Genomic DNA, 18,262 nt, shown 5'->3' with positions numbered 1-18,262 from the left:
GGACACGAACACCATCATGGAGACAGTTACCATCGGCATCATCGGCGCGGGGAATCGAGGCGAGGAACACATCCGGAAGTATCGCGGCGTCGAGGGCGCGACGGTCAAGGCGATCGCGGACATCGACACGGCGGCCGCGGGAGAGCTGGCCGACGAGTTCGGGATTCCGGACGTCTACGAGGACTTCGAGGCGATGCTCGACGATCCGGAGATCGACGTGGTCAACGTCTGTGTCCACAACAACCTCCACGAGCCGATGGCGGTCGCCGCCTTCGAGGCCGACAAGCACGTCTTCTGTGAGAAGCCCCTGGCCGGCAGCTACACCGACGCCGAGAACATCGTCGACGCGGCCGAGGCGGCCGACAAGCTCCTGGCGGTCCAGAACGTCGAGTTGCTGACCCCGGAGACGCAGGCGGCACGGACCTTCGTCGAGTCGGGCGATCTCGGCGACGTGTCTTTCGCCCGGTCGGTGTACTCGCGGCGGCGCGGCCGCCCCTACGTCGACGGCTACGGCACGCCCGCGTTCGTCTCGAAGGAGTCGGCCGGCGGCGGGCCGGTCTTCGACATCGGCACCTACGAGATCGGTCGCAACCTCTACCTGCTGGGCAATCCCGCCGTCGAGCGCGTCAACGGCCAGACGTTCGATTACACTGAGGACAGCCTCAGCGAGGAGCTGACCGGCGACAACGCCGATCTCTATCGAGAGCGTCTCGAAGAGTCCGGCCACGACGTAGAGGACGCCGGCACCGGCGCGGCCCGACTGGCCGACGGCTCTCGCCTGGAAGTGCGGGCCGCCTGGCACTCCTACCAGCCCGACGAGCGCGGCGTCGTCGTCGGTAGCAAGGGCGGGATCGCCTTCGATCCGGTCGAACTCCTGACGACGATGAACGACTACGAGACTACTGTCGAGATCGACGTGGACGGCTTCGAGACCCGTCACGGGCTGATCCGGGGCGAGAGCGGCTACGAGGTCGACGAGCGACCGAACCAGTACGACCACTTCGTCGCGGCCGTCCGCGGCGAGGTCGACCAGATCCGAACCGACGAGATCGCGCTCAACTCCATGCTCGTGATGGAGGGGATCTACCTCTCGGCCGAACGGGGCCGGGAGGTCACCGCCGAAGAGATCGCCGAGGCGTCGGTGTCCCGATCCGTCGACCTGTAGGGTACGGCCACCGTTGTTTGGACTATCGAACGAATCTATTTACCGTGCTCCGTCGTACCGTGTGCCATGGCAACGAACAGACTCGGCGTCGGCTTCGTGGGTGCCGGTTTCATCACACGGGAGTTCCACGCGGCGACCTTCGAACGCATTCGCGACGCGGACGTGACGGGGGTCATGAATCCCACGGTCAGCAAGGCCGAGGCGGTCGCGGACGCCTGTCGCGAGGCCGGCAGTGGGGACCCGATCGCGACCGGCGACGTGCGCGAACTGGTGGCCCACGAGGACGTGGACGCGGTCTGGGTGACCTCGCCCAACCACACCCGCGTCGAGACGGTCGAAGCGATCGTCGAGGAGGTCCAGCAGGGCGGGGCCGACCTCGCGGGCATCGCCATGGAGAAACCGCTCGCCCGCACCGTCGGCGAGGCCCAGCGCATCGTCGACCTGGTCGAGGGGACCGACCTGAACCACGCCTACCTCGAAAACCAGGTGTACATGCCCGGCGTCGACCGGATGAAGGAGCTCCTGTGGGACTCCGCCGAGGGGGCCGGCAGACCGTACCTCGCACGTTCCGCGGAGGAACACGCCGGACCCCACTCCTCGTGGTTCTGGGACCCTGAACGACAGGGCGGCGGCGTCCTCTCGGACATGATGTGTCACTCCCACAAGGTCAACAGACACCTCCTCAGTCGGCCCGGCGAGGACGATCTGGAACCGATCGCGGTGACCTGCGACATCTCGACGCTGAAGTGGGGACGGGACGACTACGCCGCCGAGTTGGCCAAAGAGTACGACGTGGACTACCACGAGTCGCCCGGCGAGGACTACGCCTCCGCGAGCGTCTTCTACGAGACCCCCGAGGGCGACCTCGTCGTCGGCGAGGCGACCAACTCCTGGTGTTTCGTCGGCTCGGGACTGCGCATCACGATCGAACTGCTCGGCCCGGAGTACTCGGGGACGATCAACACGCTGGAATCGGGCACCGACGTGTTCTTCTCGGACCGGGCCGCGGAGGGAGCGGGCTACGTCGTCGAGAAGCAGGCCGCCGACCGCGGGCAGATGCCGGTCCTCCCCCAGGAGGGCGCGACCTACGGCTACTTGGACCAGAACGAGCACGTCGTCTCGGCGTTCCGGGCCGGCGAGAACGCACGGGAGGACCTTCGGGACGGACTGGACGTGGCGAAACTCGTCGCGGCCTCCTACCTCGCGGCCGAGCGGGGCGAACGCGTCGACTTCGACGACGCCGACCTCGCCGACTACGTCCCCGAACCGGCCCGCGGCGAGTTCGCGGCCGGCCCGGCCGGCGTCGAGCGGTGAGGTGACGGGCCGGCTGCCGAAGCCGACGCCACGTCTCAGCACGAATTAATTAAACTAGTACGTGCACTAGTGATAAATCTATATATGGAAATATCCCGTAGCTGACGATAGAATCAAGGCTCCTGTTCGAAGAATCTGATGGTTGGTTGGGGGCATCGCAACGGAATCAGCACGCAGTTTGGGGGATACTATGAGACACACACGACGCGATCTGTTACGGAAAGCATCGGCACTGTCGGCGCTCGCACTCGGTGCGAGCTCGACCGCAACAGCACACTCGGGCCACTGCGACGCGCCCGACTGGGATTCGAACGCAACCTACAGCGGCGGCGATCAGGTCGTCTACGACGGCGCGCTGTGGACCGCCGAGTGGTGGACCCAGCGCGAACCCGACGCCGACCTCGGGGCCTGGACCCGCGAGCACGACTGTGACAAGGACAACGAGGGGCCGACGGCGTCGTTCACGATCGACGGCCGCTCGCCCGCGCCGGGCGAGACGGTCAGTTTCGACGCGTCGGCGTCGTCGGACCCGGACGGCTCAATCGCGTCATACGAGTGGGACTTCGACGACGGAGGCTCCGCCACCGGCGAGACCGTCACGCACAGCTTCGACGCAGCGGGCGAGTACACGGTCACACTGGTCGTCCGAGACGACGAAGAGGCACCGGCCACGGCGACCAAGACCGTCACCGTCGGCGAGGGATCGAACGTGGCACCCGACGCCACCTTCACCGTGGATCCGGCCGAGCCCGCCACGGGCGAGACGGTCAGCTTCGACGCGGCCGACTCCTCGGACTCGGACGGCTCGCTCGCGAGTTTCGAGTGGGACTTCGGCGACGGAGCCACGGCGACCGGCGAGTCCGTCACCCACACCTACGAGACGGCGGACGACTACACCGTCTCGCTGACCATCACCGACGACGACGGTGCCAGCGACTCCAACGACACCACCGTCACGGTCTCTGCGTCCGGCTCGGACGGCGGCAGCTGTGACGGCGTCGACGCCTGGGACGCGGACGCGACCTACAGCGGCGGCGATCAGGTCACCCACGACGGCGATCTGTGGGAAGCCAGCTGGTGGACCTCGGGTGACGAACCCGGCGCAAGCGAGTACGGCCCCTGGGAGAACGAGGGTGCCTGTGGCGAGGGCAACGAGACGCCGACGGCGTCGTTCACGACGGACGCGAGCACGCCCGCACCCGGCGAGGACATCACCTTCGACGCGTCGGCGTCCTCGGACCCGGACGGCTCGATCGCGTCCTACGAGTGGGACTTCGGCGACGGCTCGACGGCCACCGGCGAGATGGCGACCCACGGCTACGCCGAGGCGGGCGAGTACACCGTCGAGCTGACGGTCACCGACGACGCGGGCGCGACCGACAGCACGGCGACGACGGTGTCGGTCAGCGACGCCGACAACCCGACCCAGATCACGATCGACAGCAGCATCGACGGCTGGCTCGGTGCCGAGCCGGCAGCCATCGAGGGCGAGCGGAACCCGACGATCTCGCTGACTTCCGGTGAGTCCTACGCGTTCACCTACAACAACGTCGACGGGATCCCCCACGACCTCGTGATCCGCAACGCCGCTGGCGAGGAACTGCTGGCGACCGAGCGGGTCGGCCAGGACGGCCAGAGCCGCACCCTGGAGTTTGAGGCCACCGAGGAGATGGTCGAGTACGTCTGTACGGTCCATCCGGAGTCGATGGTCGGCGACCTCGCGATCGACGGGAACGCCCCGCCGATGGCGGGACTGACGGTCGACACGGCCAATCCGGACCCCGGCCAGGAAGTCACCTTCGACGCCTCAGAGTCCTCGGACTCGGACGGCTCGATCGCGTCCTACGAGTGGGACTTCGGCGACGGCTCGACCGCCACTGGCGAGACGGCCAACCACACCTACGCCGAGGCGGGCGAGTACACCGTCGAGCTGACGGTCACCGACGACGGCGGCGCGTCGGCGGTGACCCGCACCGACATCACGGTCGGCTCCGTCAACGAGGGGCCGACGGCGTCGTTCTCGGTCGATCCCGCCTCGCTGTCACCCGGCGAGGAAGCGACCTTCGACGCCTCGGAATCGGCCGATCCGGACGGTTCGATCGCCTCCTACGAGTGGGACTTCGGCGACGGTTCGACGGCCACCGGCGAGACGGCCAGCCACACCTACGCCGAAGCGGGCTCTTACTCCGTCGAGCTGACGGTCACCGACGACGGCGGCGCGACCGCCACCACGACGACGACGGTCCAGGTCGGCGACGGCAGCGACGTCACTGCCGAGACCACGCTCGAAGAGTTCTACCCCGCGTACGACGAGGACTTCAATCCGGAGTACACCGAAGGCGGCGTCCAGGGACTGCTCAAAAACGAGCTGAACGGCGACGCCAGCGAGTACGGTGCCGACGTCGACGCGATCCAGAACAACGCCGGGGACGGCTCGATGCAACTCGGTTCGCTCGGCGACCGCGGGCTCGAACTGGTCAAGCAGTTCGACGCGGCGGGCGTGCCCCGAGAGAACAACGCGCGGATCATGCCCTGGGTGGTCGGACTGCCCGAGGAGACCGAACCGATTCCGTTCAACGACGGCAGCGGCCGGGACGGCGGCCTGACCGCCGACGCCGGGCCGGTGTCGCCGGACAACGATCCCTCGGTGCTGATCCAGGACGCCTGGCCCAGCGGCGAGCGGTTCGACGACGACTACCTCCAGCCCGATCGGGTCGAGTGGAGTAGCGGCGTCAGCGACAGCCAGTACAACAACAGCGACAACCCGATTATCGAGGCCACGACGGAGAAGGTCCACCCGGTCACGGGCGAGACCCTCGGCGACGGCTTCACCGCCAACGCCCCGGTCGAGGCGACTGCCGAACTCCACGGCGACGGCTGGCTGTTCGACACGTCGCTGATCTTCGAGAACCGCACCGAGGTGCCGCTGCTGATCGACGGTGCGATCATGTGGTACGTCGCGCCGTCGAAAGAGGCCACGGGGCTGGACCAGTTCTCGTACGACAACTCACAGCGCAAGAACTTCTCGGTGGGCCACCCACAGCGCGACGTGATCGAGGTGGCGCTGCCCGACGGGGCCAAGCCGGGTCCCTTCGAGGGGACCGACGCGCCGCTGTCGGCGTACGGCATCCGGGTCACCCACCACGACAACCCGTACATGTACCGGGTCCTCTACCCCAACCAGAAGTTCTCGATGACCTACGGGAACGTCACGGGCCCCAGCCAGTACGACTGGCCCGTCGACGATCTGGTCGACGTGATGCTCGACACGCTGCACCTCGAATTCCGCACGCAGATGGACAGCCTCGAACAGAACACCGAGCTGGTCGACGCACTCGACATGCGGAACCGCTACGGGAACTAGACGCCCACGGCACTCGCTCTCGACGCGCGGACCCCACCGTCTTTTGCTCCTCGGGCTCACAGCAGGTGACGTGCGACTCGTACAGGTCACGATACCGGCGGGCAAGCGCGACGCCATCCTCCAAGCTCTTGACGACGAGGGGATCGACTACGTCGTCAACGACGAGACGAGCGGTCGGGAGTACACCGGCGTCGCGTACTTCCCGCTGCCCAGTGCGGCCGTCGAGCCGGTGCTCGAACAGCTCCGAGCGGTCGGGATCGACGAGGACGGGTACACGGTGATCGTCGACGCCAACACCGTCATCTCCCGCCAGTTCGACGAACTCCAGGAGCGGTACGACGAGGAAGAAGACGAGGACCGGATCGCTCGCGAGGAACTGACCGCCAGAGCCAGCGACATGGCACCCGCCTTTTCGACGTACGTCGTCATGACGGTCGTCAGCGCGCTGATCGCGACGGCCGGGCTCTTGCTCGACTCGCCCGCCGTCGTCGTCGGCTCGATGGTGATCGCGCCGCTGATCGGCCCGGCGATGGCGACCAGCGTCGGTACCGTCATGGACGACCAGGAGATGTTCCGACGGGGCGTCAAACTCCAGTTGATCGGGCTCGTGCTGGCCGTCGTCAGCGCCGGCCTCTTTGCCTTCCTCGTGCGTTCGGTCCACCTCATCCCGCCGCTCGCGGACGTCACGTCGATCCCGGAGATCCGCGAGCGCGTCGCCCCGGACTTCCTCTCGCTGGTGGTCGCGCTGGGTGCGGGGGTCGCGGGCGTCGTCAGCCTCTCGTCGGGCGTCTCGACCGCGCTGGTCGGGGTGATGATCGCCGTCGCGCTGATCCCGCCGGCTGCGACGGTCGGCATCGGCATGGCGTGGGGCCAGCCACTGGTCTCGCTTGGCTCTGCGGTGTTGCTCGCCGTCAACGTCCTCTCGATCAACCTCGCGGCGCTCGTCGTGCTGTGGTACAAGGGGTACCAGCCGAGCCAGTGGTTCCGGACCGACGAGGCAAAGAGCGCAACGGCCTCCCGGATCGGCGTGCTCGTCGTCGCTATCCTGGTCCTCTCGGCGTTTCTCGGCGGTGTCACGCTCGATACGTTCGAGCGGGCAAACACGGAAGAGCAGATCCGGGCCGAGGCCGGCGGGATCGTCGCCGAGGCCGGCGCGACGTTGCTGGAGATCGAGGTCCAGCAGACCAACACCGCGGTGTTCCAGCAGCCGACCCGCGTCGTCGTCACGGTCGGCGTCCCGCCCGGCGAGGCGTTCCCGACGCTCGCAGACGACATCGACGCGGTGGCCGACCGGATCGCCGACCGCGACGTGACGACGGAGGTTCGTTTCGTCACCGTCGACCAGGCCGGCTGATCGTTCAAACGGCGTTTTGACCGTCCCCGAGGGCTTTGAAGGTGGGGGTCGTCGGTGACCGTGTATGCGACGTTCAATCCCCGCGATCGCCGTGCTGGCGACGCTCGTGCTCCTCAGTGGCTGTACGGGCGCGCTCGGTGCCGGCGACAGCGCACAGACAGCCGCCACCGACAACCGAACCGTCGACGTGGGCGCGACCGGCGCGGTCAGCGCCCAGCCCGACCAGGCCGTCGTGCGCGTCGGCGTCGAGACCCGCGCCGGCGACGCCGCGACCGCTCGACAGCAACTCGCCGACAACGTCACCCAGCTTCGAGATGCCCTCGCCGACGTCGAGGGCGCACAGGTGCGGACCAACGGCTACGACATCGGGCAGGACTACCGCCGCCCGCCCGCCGAAGAAGAGGATCCCGAGCCCCGATACGTCGCCCGCCAGTCCTTCGAGATCACTGTCAACGACACCAGCAAGGCAGGCTCCGTGATCGATACGGCCGTCGCCAACGGGGCGAACAATGTCGACAACGTCGAGTTCACGCTGTCGGCCGACCGCCGTGACGAGCTCGAAGAACAGGCCCTGGAGGGCGCGATGGACCGCGCCCGGACGAAGGCGACGACGATCGCCGAGCGGGCGGACCTGACGATCGAGGGCGTCGAGACCGTCACGACCGTCGACCGAGGCTACCGGCCCTACGCCGCCGAGGCGACGGCGACCGCGGCCACAGACGGTGCCAGCACCGACATCGACAGCGGACCGGTCACGGTGACGGCACAGGTCCAGGTCACCTACGAGGCCGCCGAGTCGGCCTGACGCCGTCGTCCGACCGGCTACCCGGCCTTCTTCGACCGATCACGACCCGCTGCCGTCCGTCTCTTCGTCGGGACTCTCGTCCTCGTCGTCCGTTGTCTCTGCTGCTCTCGCTAGCGCCTGCTCGTAGCTCTCTCTGGCCAGTTCGTACGTCTCGCGCAGGTCCTCGATCGGCGTCTCGGTCGCGTCGACTCGCAGATCGTCGTAGTAGGGATCTGCGGGCCGGTCCTCGGTCGTCGCGACCAGCAGGGCCGCGCTCTGGACCTGTAGCTCCGTGCGCTTGTCGCCCCCGGCCGCGTGGCCCGCTTCGAGCGCGTCGATCAGCCGTTCTGCCAGCGGCGCGTCGCCGTCGCGCCCCTCCTCGTAGGCCGCGGCGGTGTCTGTGAGCACGTCGGCTCCGGTCAGCAGGTTGCCCGCGACGGTGTAGTCGTCGCCGACCTCGTGGCCGAACCACTCGCCACACTCCGCGCCGGAGAAGGCGAACTCGCCGTCGGCGTCGACGCCGTGAAGCTGTCGTTCGGGCTCGCCGTCGTCTGCGTTGAGCAGCGACTGCAAGGCATCTTCGACGGCCAGCCCGTCGTCGACGTACTCGATCCCGCGTCGCCCGAGGTCGACGTTGACGCGGCTCTGTGTCGCGACCGCGCCGTTCTCGCTGACGAACGGACACAGCGTCCCGACCGCGGCCAGTCGGGTCGTCACCGCGACGCCGAAGCGGGTCTGTTCGTCGCCGTCCTCGTCGGTGTACTCCTCTCGGACGCAGATGCTGAAGGTCACAGGCCCCTGTTGGTCGCGACCGGCAAAAGCGGTCGGGCGACATCTGGGTGGCCGCGTCGTTCCGTCTGACGTAAAGCCTAAACCACCGGCGACCCCCACAGTGGGTATGGGACTGATGAGCAAGATACTGGGCGAGTCGGGCTCTTCGCGGGCCACCGAGGACTACGTCGAACTGTCTGCCGACGACCTCGACGACGCGGTCGAGGTCGACCGACAGGTCCGAATCGCACGCATCGGCGAGAAACAGGACGTCGTCGAGATCAAAGACGCCGTCTACGACGGCGACATCGTCGTGGCCGACATCACGCGCCACAGCACGCAGGACCGCACGATGGAACACATCACCGACGAACTCAAACGGGTCGTCAACGAGGTCGGGGGCGACATCGTCCAGAAAGACGACGACCAGCTCATCATCACGCCGGCCGGCGTCGGGATCAGCCGCGAACGCCTCGGCCAGTAACTCGCTCTTCCTTTCGCCGTCGTTCTGTCGCGTACGATCCACGCCACCGAGCGTTTCACGCCCCTTAACCGCCTCGAACGACTGGTGAGGGTAATGACTGCACCCGCAATTCGCACCCGCGAGTTGACGAAACGCTACGGTGACGTGCAGGCGCTGGACGGACTCTCGCTGACGGTCGAGTCCGGTGAGTTCTTCGGCCTGCTCGGACCGAACGGTGCCGGGAAGACGACGTTCATCAACACGCTCGTCGGACTGGTCGACGCCGACGGCGGCGAGGCGACGGTCTTCGGCCACGACGTCGAGGACGACTACCGCGAGGCACGCGACGCCATCGGGCTCGCCCCCCAGGAGTACAACGTCGACCGCTTCTTCCCGATTCACGAGGTCCTCGAACACAAGGCTGGCTACCACGGCGTCCCCGAGGCCGAGGCCGAGGAACGGGCCGAGGACGCCCTGAAGACCGTCGGCATCTGGGACAAACGCGACACTCGCTTCGACTGGCTCTCCGGCGGGATGAAACGGCGGTTCATGCTCGCCCGCGCGCTGGTGTCGGACCCAGACCTGCTGATCCTCGACGAGCCGACGGCGGGCGTCGACGTACAGCTGCGCCACGACCTCTGGGAGATCATCAACCGCATGAACGACGGCGGGACGACGATCCTGCTGACGACCCACTACATCGAGGAGGCCGAGCGCCTCTGTGACCGGGTGGCGATCGTCGACGACGGCCGGAAGGTCGAGGTCGCGACCCCCGACGAGCTGATGGAACGGGGCACCGACACGGTCGAGATCGGCCTCGAATCGCCGCCCGCGACCGCCCCCTCCCTCTCTGTCGAGGGCGCGCGAGACGCCCGCATGGAAGACGAGACGCTGCTCGTCTCCGCGGCCGGCGGGAGCTCTCTCGCCCCGGCGATCATGCGCGAACTGGAAGGGGCGGGCCACACCGTCACGTCCCTGGACGTGCGCCGGGCCTCCCTCGAAGAGGTGTTCGTCGACATGACGCGGGCGGACCACGGCGGCGACACCGAGGTCGAGATGGAGGTCGACGCGTGAATCGAACCGCCACGCAACTCCTGACGCTCGTCCGCCGGGAGGTGTTGCGGTTCGTCAGGCGGCCGTACAACACTTTCTTGCCGCCGATCATCACGAACGCGCTGTACTTCGCCGTCTTCGGGGTCATCCTCGGCAGTCGGATCGGCGAGATCGCGGGCGTCAGCTACATCCAGTTCGTCTTGCCGGGCCTGGTCGTCCTCGGCGCGATCTCGGACAGCTTCGAGAACGCGTCGTTCACGATCTTCCACGGCCGCTGGAACGAGTACATCCAGGCCGTCACGACTTCGCCGATGTCCCATCGCAGCGTCGTCGCCGCCTACGTCTCGGCCAGCGCACTGCGCGGGATCGTCACCTCGCTGTTGATCGTCGGCGTCGGGCTGGTCTTTACGTCGGTCTCGGTGGCTCACCCGCTGTACCTGATCGCGTTCGTCCTGGTCATCACGACGCTGTTTGGCGGACTCGGCGTGATCGGCGGGCTGTGGGCCAGCGACTTCGACTACCTGACGGTGATGAACCAGTTCATCCTCCGGCCGCTGGTGTTCTTTGGCGCAGTCTTCTACTCGCTGGAGGTGTTGCCGCCGCTGTGGCGGACCGTTTCGCTGTTCAACCCGATGGTGTACATGGTCAACGGCGTCCGGTACGGCATGATCGGCGTCACCGAGATCGAGCCCACGACCTCGCTGCTCGTGCTCACCGGGGCCGCCGTCGCCGTCCTCGCCGTCGACCTCGCGCTGTTCAAACGGGGCTACGGGCTCACCGAGTGATCTGCTCGCGGGCCAGGGCAGGGACTCGCGAGCGACGAGAAAGAGCGTCCCCCGATCGACGGGCGACGCCCCAAACTATGACAGGGCCGTGGCGGGCTGGCCCTACCCGCGCCAGCCGGCCACGCACGCGCTCCGTGCGCTGTGACCCGGATACTTCTCGATCGCCTCCGGGCGTGGCGTATGGTATACTTTGTCACGGGAGTACTTGAACCTGACGGGCAGCGTGGCTGTCCGCGACCGATCAATAGCGTGCGACGAGCTGAGAAGAGTCCTTAGACGCTGTCGGGCTTTTCGGCGTCGTCTTCGACGGAGCGCTTCATCGAGTCCCGGCGGGCCTTGGCGTCGCGGCCGGTCGCCTCTTCGAGGAAGTCGTTCTTGGCCGTGACGGCCTCCTGTGCCGCGTCGGCGTTGCCCTCGGCGATGACGTCCTCGGCGTCGCGCTCGTCGATGTGGAGCGCGAGCTTGTCTTTCTTGCCGCTGTACTCGACGGTGCCGGCGACGACGCGATCGAAGACCGGATTGTCGGGGTCGTCGACGACCAGCAGGTCGCTCCCCTTGCGTTCTTGCGTGTCGGTGATTTCGCCGAAGTAGTCCTCGACGAACGCCTCCATGTCGGGAACCCGATCTTCGAGGTGCTCGCCGCGTCGCATCTTGTACTCTCGCATAGAAGTCGATTTGTGCTGGCCCTGCCTTACTCTTTTCGCGTTTCGTCTTCTGGCTCGTGGACGAGTGTGCCGCGGTGACACTCCGGACAGAAGTCGCCACGCCGCAGCGACGAGGACTCGACCAGCGTCGTAAAGTCACACTCCGGACAGCGGAACTGGCCGTCGGGGACGGTCAGCGTCGTCGTCTCCGTGGCCTGCTCTTCGTCGTCCTCGTCGATCGTCCCGATCGTGTCGGGCTGCCACTCGTCGTCGCCCGTGTCGGGCTCTTCGGGCCACTCGCCGGGCTGGCGGCTGCCCTGCTCGACGGGATCGTCGTCGTCCTCGTCGATGATCATGGCGTCGTCGGCGTCGGGGTCGTCCGCGTCGATCTCCTCGGTATCGACGGCCGAGGACCCGCTGCCCAGTTGCTCGTCGCCGTCCTGCTCGTCGATCTCGGGGTCGACTGTGGGGTCGGCCAGTACCTCGTCGACGGCCTCCTCCTCGGACACCGGCTCGTCGGATTCGGCGTCGATGATCTCTGCACCGGTATCGGGGTCGGCATCGGGCGTCGACGGCGTCTCCTCGCCGCCGACGATCTCCGAGGCCGACAGCTCTTCGCCGGCCGCCGGAACGTCCTCGGTGTCGTCGTGCTCCTCGTCCGACGGCTCGCTCTCTTCGGCCCCGTCGGACTCGCTTTCGGTGTCCGGCGTCGTCGTTTCCGGTTCTGACGCCGCCGTCTCTTCCGTCGTCTCGACGTCGTCGGGCGTTTCGATCGCCGTGACCTCCTTGTTTTCGGAGACGACGCGCTCGGTGCCACACCGCTCGCAGGTTTCGACCTCTCGGATCGTGATGACGACTTCGCTACCCTGCTCTTCGCGGTCGCGCTCGACAGTCGTTTCTCCGTACGCATGTCCGATTACGGAGCATTTGAGACCCATTGTCACGACATGGCCCGCTCCGAGTGATAAGCCTACTGCTTGGGACGACCGCGAGCCGCCCGCCGGTCTCCTCGCTCGGGGACAAACACAAGGGGGTTCCACGACTATCTCCCGGTATGAGAGCGAAACCGGAGTACCGCGACCGTCCCGACACGCAGGTCGCAGTGCTGGATGCCCTCGCAGATCGCCCCGAGGACGGGATGACCGTCTTCGAACTCCGGTCGCGGGTCGACGCCGACATCGACCACCTGGAGGACGCCCTCGCCGAACTGAAGGCGGACACGCTCATCGAGGTGACACGGGACGGCGAGCGGACGGTCTTCTCGCCCCGGTCGGGCGTCGTCGGCGAGCACGAACCCACCGACGAGGAGTCTCTCGTCGACGCGATCCGGCGTCGCTTCTCGCTGTAGCTACTACGGCTATTGTCGGCGTTTCCCGGGGCCGCACATCGTCGTGGGATCGATCCGGTACGGACCGACGACCCCGTTCAATCCGCCGTCGCGGCGCAGTTGTTCGGCCCCAGTTCCCACTCGAAGGCGTCGTCGTCGCTCGGCGTCCGTCGGCCGAGGTTGGCTGCGACGATGGCCTCGGCGTTGGCCGGACGCGGCGGGACGTTCTCCGTGACGCGCTCGACGAACGTCGCCTCGTCGACCGCGAAGGCCCACAGCCGTTCTCGGAGCTGGCCCAGCGTCGCCGCGTAGCTGCCGTCGTCGTTCCGGACCGTTCGCTCGCCGACGTGACCCGGCGCGATCAGGGTCTCGTCGTCGAACGCGTCCAGCCGTTCGGTCAGCGTCGCGTACAGTTCTCGGGCGAACGCCGCCGCGTCGTCGCTCGCTTCGAGGTCGGGGCGGGCGACGCTCTCCAGAAAGAGGCTGTCGCCGGTCAGCAGTACGTCCCCGACCGCGATGCCGGTCATCCCCGTCGTGTGGCCTGGCAGCGCGACCGTCCGGAGCGTCGTCTCGCCCAGGCTGCGCGCCTCGCCGTCGGCAAGCGTTCCGATGTCGTCGACGACGCCGCGCTCGTGGGCTCTCGCGGGCAGCAGCGCCTCGCCGCCGGTCGCCGCCGCGACCGACCGCAGGCCGCTGACGTGGTCGGCGTGGACGTGGGTGTCGATCACGTACTCGATCGTCGCGTCCCGTCGTGTCGCGTCCGCGGCGTACCGATCGGCGAACGCGCGCAGTGGATCGACGACGGCCGCCACGCCGTCCGCGACGATCTGGTAGCCCAGACAGCCCGAGGCCGGTCGCTGGTACTGGACGATCGTCGTCTCGCCCGCGTCGAGTTCGTGTGCCTCGTACACGCGCGCCCAGCCGTCCATCCCGCCCGCGAGGTTGTGCGCGTCGACGCCGGCCTCCGTCAGCAGCCCGGCGACGTAGGCACTCGCCTCCCCGCGGGCACAGACGACCGTGATCGGCCCCTCGCCCGCGACCTGTGCGGCCAGCTCGTCGACCGAGCCGCGGACCTGTGCCTGCAGGGCCTTCGCGAACGAGTGCTGTGTCGCCGTCACCGACGGCCCGGCGATGTGCCATCGCTCGTACTCGTCGCGGTCGCGCACGTCGAGCAACCGAACCGCCTCGCCGTCGGCCAGCCGTCCGGCCAGCGTCTCGGGGCTAATCGTCGACGGCTCGACCGGTGGGTCGGGAAAGGACTCGGACATAGCCGTCCGTACGGCCCCGAGAGTGATAAGATGTGACACGGGCCCCGAGGTTAAGGTGTGTCGACCCGTCGTTCCGGTATGGACGCCGACACGTTTGTCGAGCGGGTCCGTGCGGACAGCGCGACCAAACTCGACCGGCTCGGCTCGGAGAAGGTACTGCTCGCGGCGACGGACGCGAATCTCGAACCCGCCACCGTCCGGGCGACGCTGTCCGGACGCGAGGCGGGCCGACGAGCGGTCTTCGACGCGTGGGCCGACGAGGCAGACGGCCCGGCGGCGGACGCCTTCGAACGGGCCAGCGAGCGCGCGGCAACGCGATACGGAACTCTCTCGGCCGACCTCGACGAGCCGCCGACGGAGACGGCGTGGCCGGTCGTCGAACACCTCCGGGGGCTCGCGGCCGACGCCGAGCGGGCGGGTGCGCTGGTCGCGACCGGCCTCGTCGGTGATCGGACGACCCTCCAGGCGATCAACTTCTTCGTCAACGAGGGCGACGACGCCACGGCCGACGCGTGTCGCACCGTCCGGTCGTCCCACGGCGAGGACGCTGACGACGGCGCGGCACTGGTGGTCGCACTCGGAGCCGAGCCCGACCGCGCTCAGCGGGCGGCCGGCGAGACGATCGCCGTCGCGTACGACGACTACGCCCAGCGTCTCGACGCCATGGGGTTGGACCCGCGACCGGTGTGTTGACGCGGGGCTCGGGTTCGCCCGGAGCGCCACTTTCGGGACGGCGATCATACTGCCGGCTGTCACTTCGTGACGAGCTTCGCCACCCCGGGGTGGCGAAATCGGTCACAGATGTACAGCCGGTCGTCTCAGTAGGGCTGTTGTTGCTCGCTGGGGTGCTCGACGTGAAGTCGCGCACTCGGTAGCTCGGCGACACACTGCCGACAGAAGCGGTACGCACGGTCGTTCTCGGTGCCACACTCCGGGCACCGACAGACGCTCCGGTCGGCTCGATCGGCCACCTCGACCGACGGGGTGTCGGACACGCCGTCGGCGGCCGACTCGGATCGGCTCGACCGGTAGGCATACAGCAGTGTCAGGAGGTGCGCGAAGAGCAGGCCCGCGATCGCGGCGTACACCCACTCGGTCCCCAACATACGTACGACTACGACGGGTACGTACTTGAGGATTGTGCCATTCAGTGTCACGATCGGCGGCGCGGGTTTATCAGCGAACACGCGCCCAGCGACGCCATGGCACACCGCGCACTGGTCGCCTACCGGGACGGCGACGGCTACCGTCTCCACTACGCACACTGGGGGACGGGGCTGGCCGCTGCGATCACGCCCGAGACGCCGTTCGGTGGCCGACGGGACCGCTCACGAGTCCCGCCCGTTCCCGACCGGATCGCCCACCAGTTCGACCTCGCTTCGAGCCGGGACGACGCCGTCGGGACGCGCGTCGATCCGCGACCGCTGGCCCGGCAGCTGGCCCCCGCCGACGTGCTGGCGGCCGTCGATCCGACGATCGAGGCTCTCGTCGTCGTCGGACCCGCCGACGAGACCAGCACCTACCTCGTCTGTCCGCTCGGTCTCGACGGCGGTGAGCCCCTCGCCGTCGCCGGCCCGACGGCCGACGAGGAACGGCTCCGTCAGACGCTGATCACCGCAAAGGACCGACTCGGCGAGCTTGTCGACGCCGGGGCACTGTCGCCGGAGCGTGCACGCCGTGCGCTCTGGGAGACGCTCACGCGACTGGCACCCCTGTACCCGATCGACGACGCGTCCTTTTTACGACCCGACTGACTACGGCCGAGCGTGACGACCCACGGGGACGCGACCGAGACGCTGTCTGACCCGGACTTCGACGCAGCCGCGGACCTCGTCGAACGGGGGATCGACGCGGGAGCGCTGGTGACGCTGTTTGGCCGCTGCCGGGTCGACTACGACGGACGCGCGACGAGTACGCTGGGTCCGGGCGATCGCCACGTCATGCTCAAACCCGACGGCGCGGCGCTGGTCCACACCGACGAGGGCCAGCAGCCGGTCAACTGGCAGCCGCCGGGCTGTGCGCACGCGGTCCGCGTGGTCGACGGCGAGTTCGTCGTCGAGAGCGAGCGGTCCTCGCCCGACGAACTGCTCGCGATCGCCTTCGAGTCGCTGGCCCACGTCGGCGTCTTCGACGTGACCGACCCCACCGACCTGTCGCTGACTGGCACGGAGGCGGATCTGCGCGAGCGGATCCTCGACGATCCCGACCTCCTCGAACCCGCGTTTACCCCGCTCGCGACGGAGCGGTCGACGCCCGCCGGTGCGATCGACATCTACGGCGAGGACGCGGACGGGCGGACCGTCGTCGTGGAGCTGAAACGACGGCGCGTCGGACCGGACGCGGTCGGACAGCTCGACCGGTACGTCCAGGCGCTCGGGCGCGATCTCCACGACGAGGCCGAGATCCGGGGGATCCTCGTCGCTCCGTCGGTCACCGACCGTGCCCGCGAGCTCCTGGCCCAGAAGGGACTGGAGTTCGTCTCGCTGGCACCGCCGGAGAACTGATACTGTCGGCTGTAACTGGTACAAGATCGTGGCCCGTCCAGCCAACGAACCCCTCGAAAGACGCGTGGCCGACAGTGTGGCCGCCTCGCCGGCTCTTGTGGGTGTCGAGACTCCACGACCGGGTACCGTCGCCGAGTCGATGCCGGCTCCCGAACACGCTGGCCTTTTTACCGGTGACCCGCTACCCATCGTCGGTGGCAATGACGAAACGTTACCCCCTCTGAGCCCTTTCTGACGAGAGCTTTCACCAGAGCCACCACTCTCGATCCGCGACGACCTGTCACTGCTCGTCGAGTACGACCGGGACGCCAGCGGCCGCCACGTCGGCCGCGAAGGCCCGCGAGTCCGTCGCCAGCGTCGAGAACGTGTTGTAGTGGACCGGCATGACGAGGTTCGGCTCGATGGTCGCGGCCAGCCCCGCGGCCTCGTGGCGGTCCATCGTGAACCGCTGGCCGATCGGCGGGCAGAACAGCGACACGTCGACCGAGCGATGGCCCGGCAACACGTCGGTGTCTCCCGGCCAGAACGCCCGCGTCCCCTCCACGTCGACGAGGAACCCACAGCCGAATCCCTCCGGGTGGTAGGGGGTCCCGTCCGGGCGCGTGTGGGGGCCGTCCGGCTCGTTGTGGGCCGGCGTCGACCAGACGGAGACGCCGTCGACCGAGAGGCTCGTCGTCGCGTCGACCGTCCGCAGTTCGTAGGGGAGTTCGGTGATCGGCGCGAGCCCGCGCTCGCGGTCCTGCCCGTCGATCCCCTCGAAGGCGACGACGGTCGCGTCCTCGCTCGCCACCCGCTCGATGCCGTCGGGGTCGTAGTGGTGGACGTGGCTCACACAGATCACGTCCCCGTCCTCCGGCCGGTAGTCGCGTCCCGGCGGGTGGTTCAGTCCCTCCTCGTCGGGCTCCCACTCGCCGGTGAGGACGCCGTACCGTCCCGGGTCGAAGTAGACGACCGTCTCCTCGCCCGCGAGCCGGATCGTGGCGTAGCCGAGCCACTCGACGGCGAGCCCGTCGTGTCGAACAGTCATTGCCTACGGTACGGCGGGCAGAACACATAAGTCGGCCGTTGACCGGCCGGCGCTAGAACGGGGCGTCTGGCCCCTCGTCGTCGGGCGCTCCCGCGTCTCCCTCCGCCGTCTCCGCCTCGCTGCGTCCGCTCTCGATCGGTCCGTCCCACGCCGACAGGCCGGGGCCGAAGCTCTCGGCTCGGCCGGAGAACTCCTCGTAGGAGGCGATCAGCCGCGCGGCCTGGACGCTCGATTTCCCGTGCGGACAGACCGTCACGACCCGCTCCGCGCCCGCGAACTGCTCGATGTCGTCGACCAGCTGCTGGAGCGGGACGTTCTCGCTGCCGGGGATGTGTCCCCGCTCGTACGCACCGGGCGAACGGATGTCCACGACGCGCGCGTCGGTGCCGTTTTCGAGTATCGCTTCCAGCTCCTCGTGGCCGATTTCCCCGTCCATTAC

The 18,262-nt window shown here is 68.2% G+C and carries 19 protein-coding genes; 12 read left to right on the top strand and 7 right to left on the bottom strand.

Going from position 1 to position 18,262, the window contains the following annotated elements; genetic code table 11:
- Positions 1 to 16: 16 nt before the first annotated feature.
- The 5 genes from ACAH01_RS02065 (at position 17) to ACAH01_RS02045 (ending at position 8,002) form a co-directional block, all read left to right on the top strand.
- Positions 17 to 1,165, top strand: coding sequence for a Gfo/Idh/MocA family protein (locus ACAH01_RS02065; protein ID WP_372480088.1), 1,149 nt, complete (start codon positions 17 to 19; stop codon positions 1,163 to 1,165).
- A 66-nt stretch (positions 1,166 to 1,231) separates the two neighbouring features.
- Positions 1,232 to 2,479 (top strand): Gfo/Idh/MocA family protein, encoded by a 1,248-nt coding sequence (locus ACAH01_RS02060; RefSeq protein ID WP_372480087.1) that lies wholly within the window; start codon positions 1,232 to 1,234, stop codon positions 2,477 to 2,479.
- A gap of 190 nt (positions 2,480 to 2,669) precedes the next feature.
- Positions 2,670 to 5,843, top strand: a complete 3,174-nt coding sequence (locus ACAH01_RS02055) for a PKD domain-containing protein (RefSeq protein ID WP_372480086.1) — start codon at positions 2,670 to 2,672, stop codon at positions 5,841 to 5,843.
- Between the two features lie 70 nt (positions 5,844 to 5,913).
- Positions 5,914 to 7,197: a TIGR00341 family protein gene (locus ACAH01_RS02050; protein WP_170092830.1), complete on the top strand. Its 1,284-nt coding sequence runs from the start codon at positions 5,914 to 5,916 to the stop codon at positions 7,195 to 7,197.
- Positions 7,198 to 7,261: 64 nt separating this feature from the next.
- Positions 7,262 to 8,002, top strand: a complete 741-nt coding sequence (locus tag ACAH01_RS02045) for an SIMPL domain-containing protein (protein ID WP_170092829.1) — start codon at positions 7,262 to 7,264, stop codon at positions 8,000 to 8,002.
- A gap of 39 nt (positions 8,003 to 8,041) precedes the next feature.
- On the opposite strand, the gene ACAH01_RS02040 is transcribed toward ACAH01_RS02045, so the two are convergent.
- Entirely contained in the window at positions 8,042 to 8,773 is a 732-nt protein-coding gene (locus ACAH01_RS02040) for a DUF1028 domain-containing protein (RefSeq protein WP_372480085.1), read from the bottom strand.
- Between the two features lie 106 nt (positions 8,774 to 8,879).
- Here ACAH01_RS02040 and sepF point away from each other — a divergent pair, with 106 nt between their 5' ends.
- The 3 genes from sepF to ACAH01_RS02025 all read left to right on the top strand — a co-directional run bounded on the left by sepF (position 8,880) and on the right by ACAH01_RS02025 (position 11,053).
- Positions 8,880 to 9,236, top strand: coding sequence for a cell division protein SepF (gene sepF / locus ACAH01_RS02035; protein WP_153554732.1), 357 nt, complete (start codon positions 8,880 to 8,882; stop codon positions 9,234 to 9,236).
- Between the two features lie 93 nt (positions 9,237 to 9,329).
- Positions 9,330 to 10,289: an ATP-binding cassette domain-containing protein gene (locus tag ACAH01_RS02030; RefSeq protein ID WP_372480084.1), complete on the top strand. Its 960-nt coding sequence runs from the start codon at positions 9,330 to 9,332 to the stop codon at positions 10,287 to 10,289.
- On the top strand, positions 10,286 to 11,053 hold the full coding sequence (locus tag ACAH01_RS02025) for an ABC transporter permease (protein ID WP_015761596.1): 768 nt from the start codon (positions 10,286 to 10,288) through the stop codon (positions 11,051 to 11,053). The genes ACAH01_RS02030 and ACAH01_RS02025 overlap by 4 nt, the downstream gene beginning before the upstream one ends.
- 272 nt (positions 11,054 to 11,325) lie before the next feature.
- Here ACAH01_RS02025 and ACAH01_RS02020 read toward each other — a convergent pair whose 3' ends face one another.
- Both ACAH01_RS02020 and ACAH01_RS02015 read right to left on the bottom strand, forming a co-directional pair.
- Entirely contained in the window at positions 11,326 to 11,718 is a 393-nt protein-coding gene (locus ACAH01_RS02020; RefSeq protein ID WP_153554729.1) for a DUF5611 family protein, read from the bottom strand.
- Positions 11,719 to 11,744: 26 nt separating this feature from the next.
- Positions 11,745 to 12,635, bottom strand: a complete 891-nt coding sequence (locus ACAH01_RS02015; protein ID WP_372480083.1) for a hypothetical protein — start codon at positions 12,633 to 12,635, stop codon at positions 11,745 to 11,747.
- 116 nt (positions 12,636 to 12,751) lie between these two features.
- On the opposite strand from ACAH01_RS02015, the gene ACAH01_RS02010 reads away from it, so the two are divergent.
- A complete protein-coding gene (locus ACAH01_RS02010; protein ID WP_153554727.1) occupies positions 12,752 to 13,045 on the top strand; it encodes a DUF6432 family protein in 294 nt (97 codons plus the stop codon).
- Positions 13,046 to 13,122: 77 nt separating this feature from the next.
- On the opposite strand, the gene ACAH01_RS02005 is transcribed toward ACAH01_RS02010, so the two are convergent.
- Positions 13,123 to 14,292 carry an MBL fold metallo-hydrolase gene (locus ACAH01_RS02005; protein ID WP_372480082.1) on the bottom strand — a complete coding sequence of 390 codons (1,170 nt, stop codon included), beginning with the start codon at positions 14,290 to 14,292 and terminating at the stop codon, positions 13,123 to 13,125.
- A gap of 78 nt (positions 14,293 to 14,370) precedes the next feature.
- Here ACAH01_RS02005 and ACAH01_RS02000 point away from each other — a divergent pair, with 78 nt between their 5' ends.
- On the top strand, positions 14,371 to 14,985 hold the full coding sequence (locus ACAH01_RS02000) for a transcription antitermination protein (RefSeq protein ID WP_372480081.1): 615 nt from the start codon (positions 14,371 to 14,373) through the stop codon (positions 14,983 to 14,985).
- A gap of 125 nt (positions 14,986 to 15,110) precedes the next feature.
- Here ACAH01_RS02000 and ACAH01_RS01995 read toward each other — a convergent pair whose 3' ends face one another.
- On the bottom strand, positions 15,111 to 15,398 hold the full coding sequence (locus ACAH01_RS01995) for a hypothetical protein (RefSeq protein WP_372480080.1): 288 nt from the start codon (positions 15,396 to 15,398) through the stop codon (positions 15,111 to 15,113).
- Between the two features lie 96 nt (positions 15,399 to 15,494).
- Here ACAH01_RS01995 and ACAH01_RS01990 point away from each other — a divergent pair, with 96 nt between their 5' ends.
- Both ACAH01_RS01990 and nucS read left to right on the top strand, forming a co-directional pair.
- Positions 15,495 to 16,046 (top strand): DUF6735 family protein, encoded by a 552-nt coding sequence (locus ACAH01_RS01990; protein ID WP_372480079.1) that lies wholly within the window; start codon positions 15,495 to 15,497, stop codon positions 16,044 to 16,046.
- Positions 16,047 to 16,058: 12 nt separating this feature from the next.
- Positions 16,059 to 16,796 carry an endonuclease NucS gene (gene nucS, locus ACAH01_RS01985; protein ID WP_170092820.1) on the top strand — a complete coding sequence of 246 codons (738 nt, stop codon included), beginning with the start codon at positions 16,059 to 16,061 and terminating at the stop codon, positions 16,794 to 16,796.
- A 280-nt stretch (positions 16,797 to 17,076) separates the two neighbouring features.
- Here nucS and ACAH01_RS01980 read toward each other — a convergent pair whose 3' ends face one another.
- Both ACAH01_RS01980 and ACAH01_RS01975 read right to left on the bottom strand, forming a co-directional pair.
- Entirely contained in the window at positions 17,077 to 17,823 is a 747-nt protein-coding gene (locus ACAH01_RS01980) for an MBL fold metallo-hydrolase (RefSeq protein ID WP_170092819.1), read from the bottom strand.
- 52 nt (positions 17,824 to 17,875) lie between these two features.
- Complete coding sequence (locus ACAH01_RS01975; RefSeq protein WP_170092818.1) at positions 17,876 to 18,259, bottom strand: rhodanese-like domain-containing protein; 384 nt, start codon at positions 18,257 to 18,259, stop codon at positions 17,876 to 17,878.
- Positions 18,260 to 18,262: the final 3 nt, after the last annotated feature.

This window comes from Halomicrobium sp. HM KBTZ05, assembly GCF_041530035.1.
Classification (GTDB): Archaea; Halobacteriota; Halobacteria; order Halobacteriales; family Haloarculaceae; genus Halomicrobium.
This window is presented reverse-complemented; position numbering and strand designations above follow the sequence as displayed.

What these genes read in the sequence shown, in the direction of transcription:
- ACAH01_RS02060 (WP_372480087.1), top strand. Translation starts at nt 1,232, where the DNA reads ATGGCAACGAACAGACTCGGCGTCGGCTTCGTGGGTGCCGGTTTCATC.
- ACAH01_RS02045 (WP_170092829.1), top strand. Translation starts at nt 7,262, where the DNA reads ATGCGACGTTCAATCCCCGCGATCGCCGTGCTGGCGACGCTCGTGCTC.
- ACAH01_RS02030 (WP_372480084.1), top strand. Translation starts at nt 9,330, where the DNA reads ATGACTGCACCCGCAATTCGCACCCGCGAGTTGACGAAACGCTACGGT.
- ACAH01_RS01995 (WP_372480080.1), bottom strand. Translation starts at nt 15,398, where the DNA reads ATGTTGGGGACCGAGTGGGTGTACGCCGCGATCGCGGGCCTGCTCTTC.
- sepF (WP_153554732.1), top strand. Translation starts at nt 8,880, where the DNA reads ATGGGACTGATGAGCAAGATACTGGGCGAGTCGGGCTCTTCGCGGGCC.
- ACAH01_RS01980 (WP_170092819.1), bottom strand. Translation starts at nt 17,823, where the DNA reads ATGACTGTTCGACACGACGGGCTCGCCGTCGAGTGGCTCGGCTACGCC.
- ACAH01_RS02065 (WP_372480088.1), top strand. Translation starts at nt 17, where the DNA reads ATGGAGACAGTTACCATCGGCATCATCGGCGCGGGGAATCGAGGCGAG.
- ACAH01_RS02055 (WP_372480086.1), top strand. Translation starts at nt 2,670, where the DNA reads ATGAGACACACACGACGCGATCTGTTACGGAAAGCATCGGCACTGTCG.
- ACAH01_RS02020 (WP_153554729.1), bottom strand. Translation starts at nt 11,718, where the DNA reads ATGCGAGAGTACAAGATGCGACGCGGCGAGCACCTCGAAGATCGGGTT.
- ACAH01_RS02015 (WP_372480083.1), bottom strand. Translation starts at nt 12,635, where the DNA reads ATGGGTCTCAAATGCTCCGTAATCGGACATGCGTACGGAGAAACGACT.
- ACAH01_RS02005 (WP_372480082.1), bottom strand. Translation starts at nt 14,292, where the DNA reads ATGTCCGAGTCCTTTCCCGACCCACCGGTCGAGCCGTCGACGATTAGC.
- ACAH01_RS02000 (WP_372480081.1), top strand. Translation starts at nt 14,371, where the DNA reads ATGGACGCCGACACGTTTGTCGAGCGGGTCCGTGCGGACAGCGCGACC.
- ACAH01_RS01975 (WP_170092818.1), bottom strand. Translation starts at nt 18,259, where the DNA reads ATGGACGGGGAAATCGGCCACGAGGAGCTGGAAGCGATACTCGAAAAC.
- ACAH01_RS01990 (WP_372480079.1), top strand. Translation starts at nt 15,495, where the DNA reads ATGGCACACCGCGCACTGGTCGCCTACCGGGACGGCGACGGCTACCGT.
- ACAH01_RS02010 (WP_153554727.1), top strand. Translation starts at nt 12,752, where the DNA reads ATGAGAGCGAAACCGGAGTACCGCGACCGTCCCGACACGCAGGTCGCA.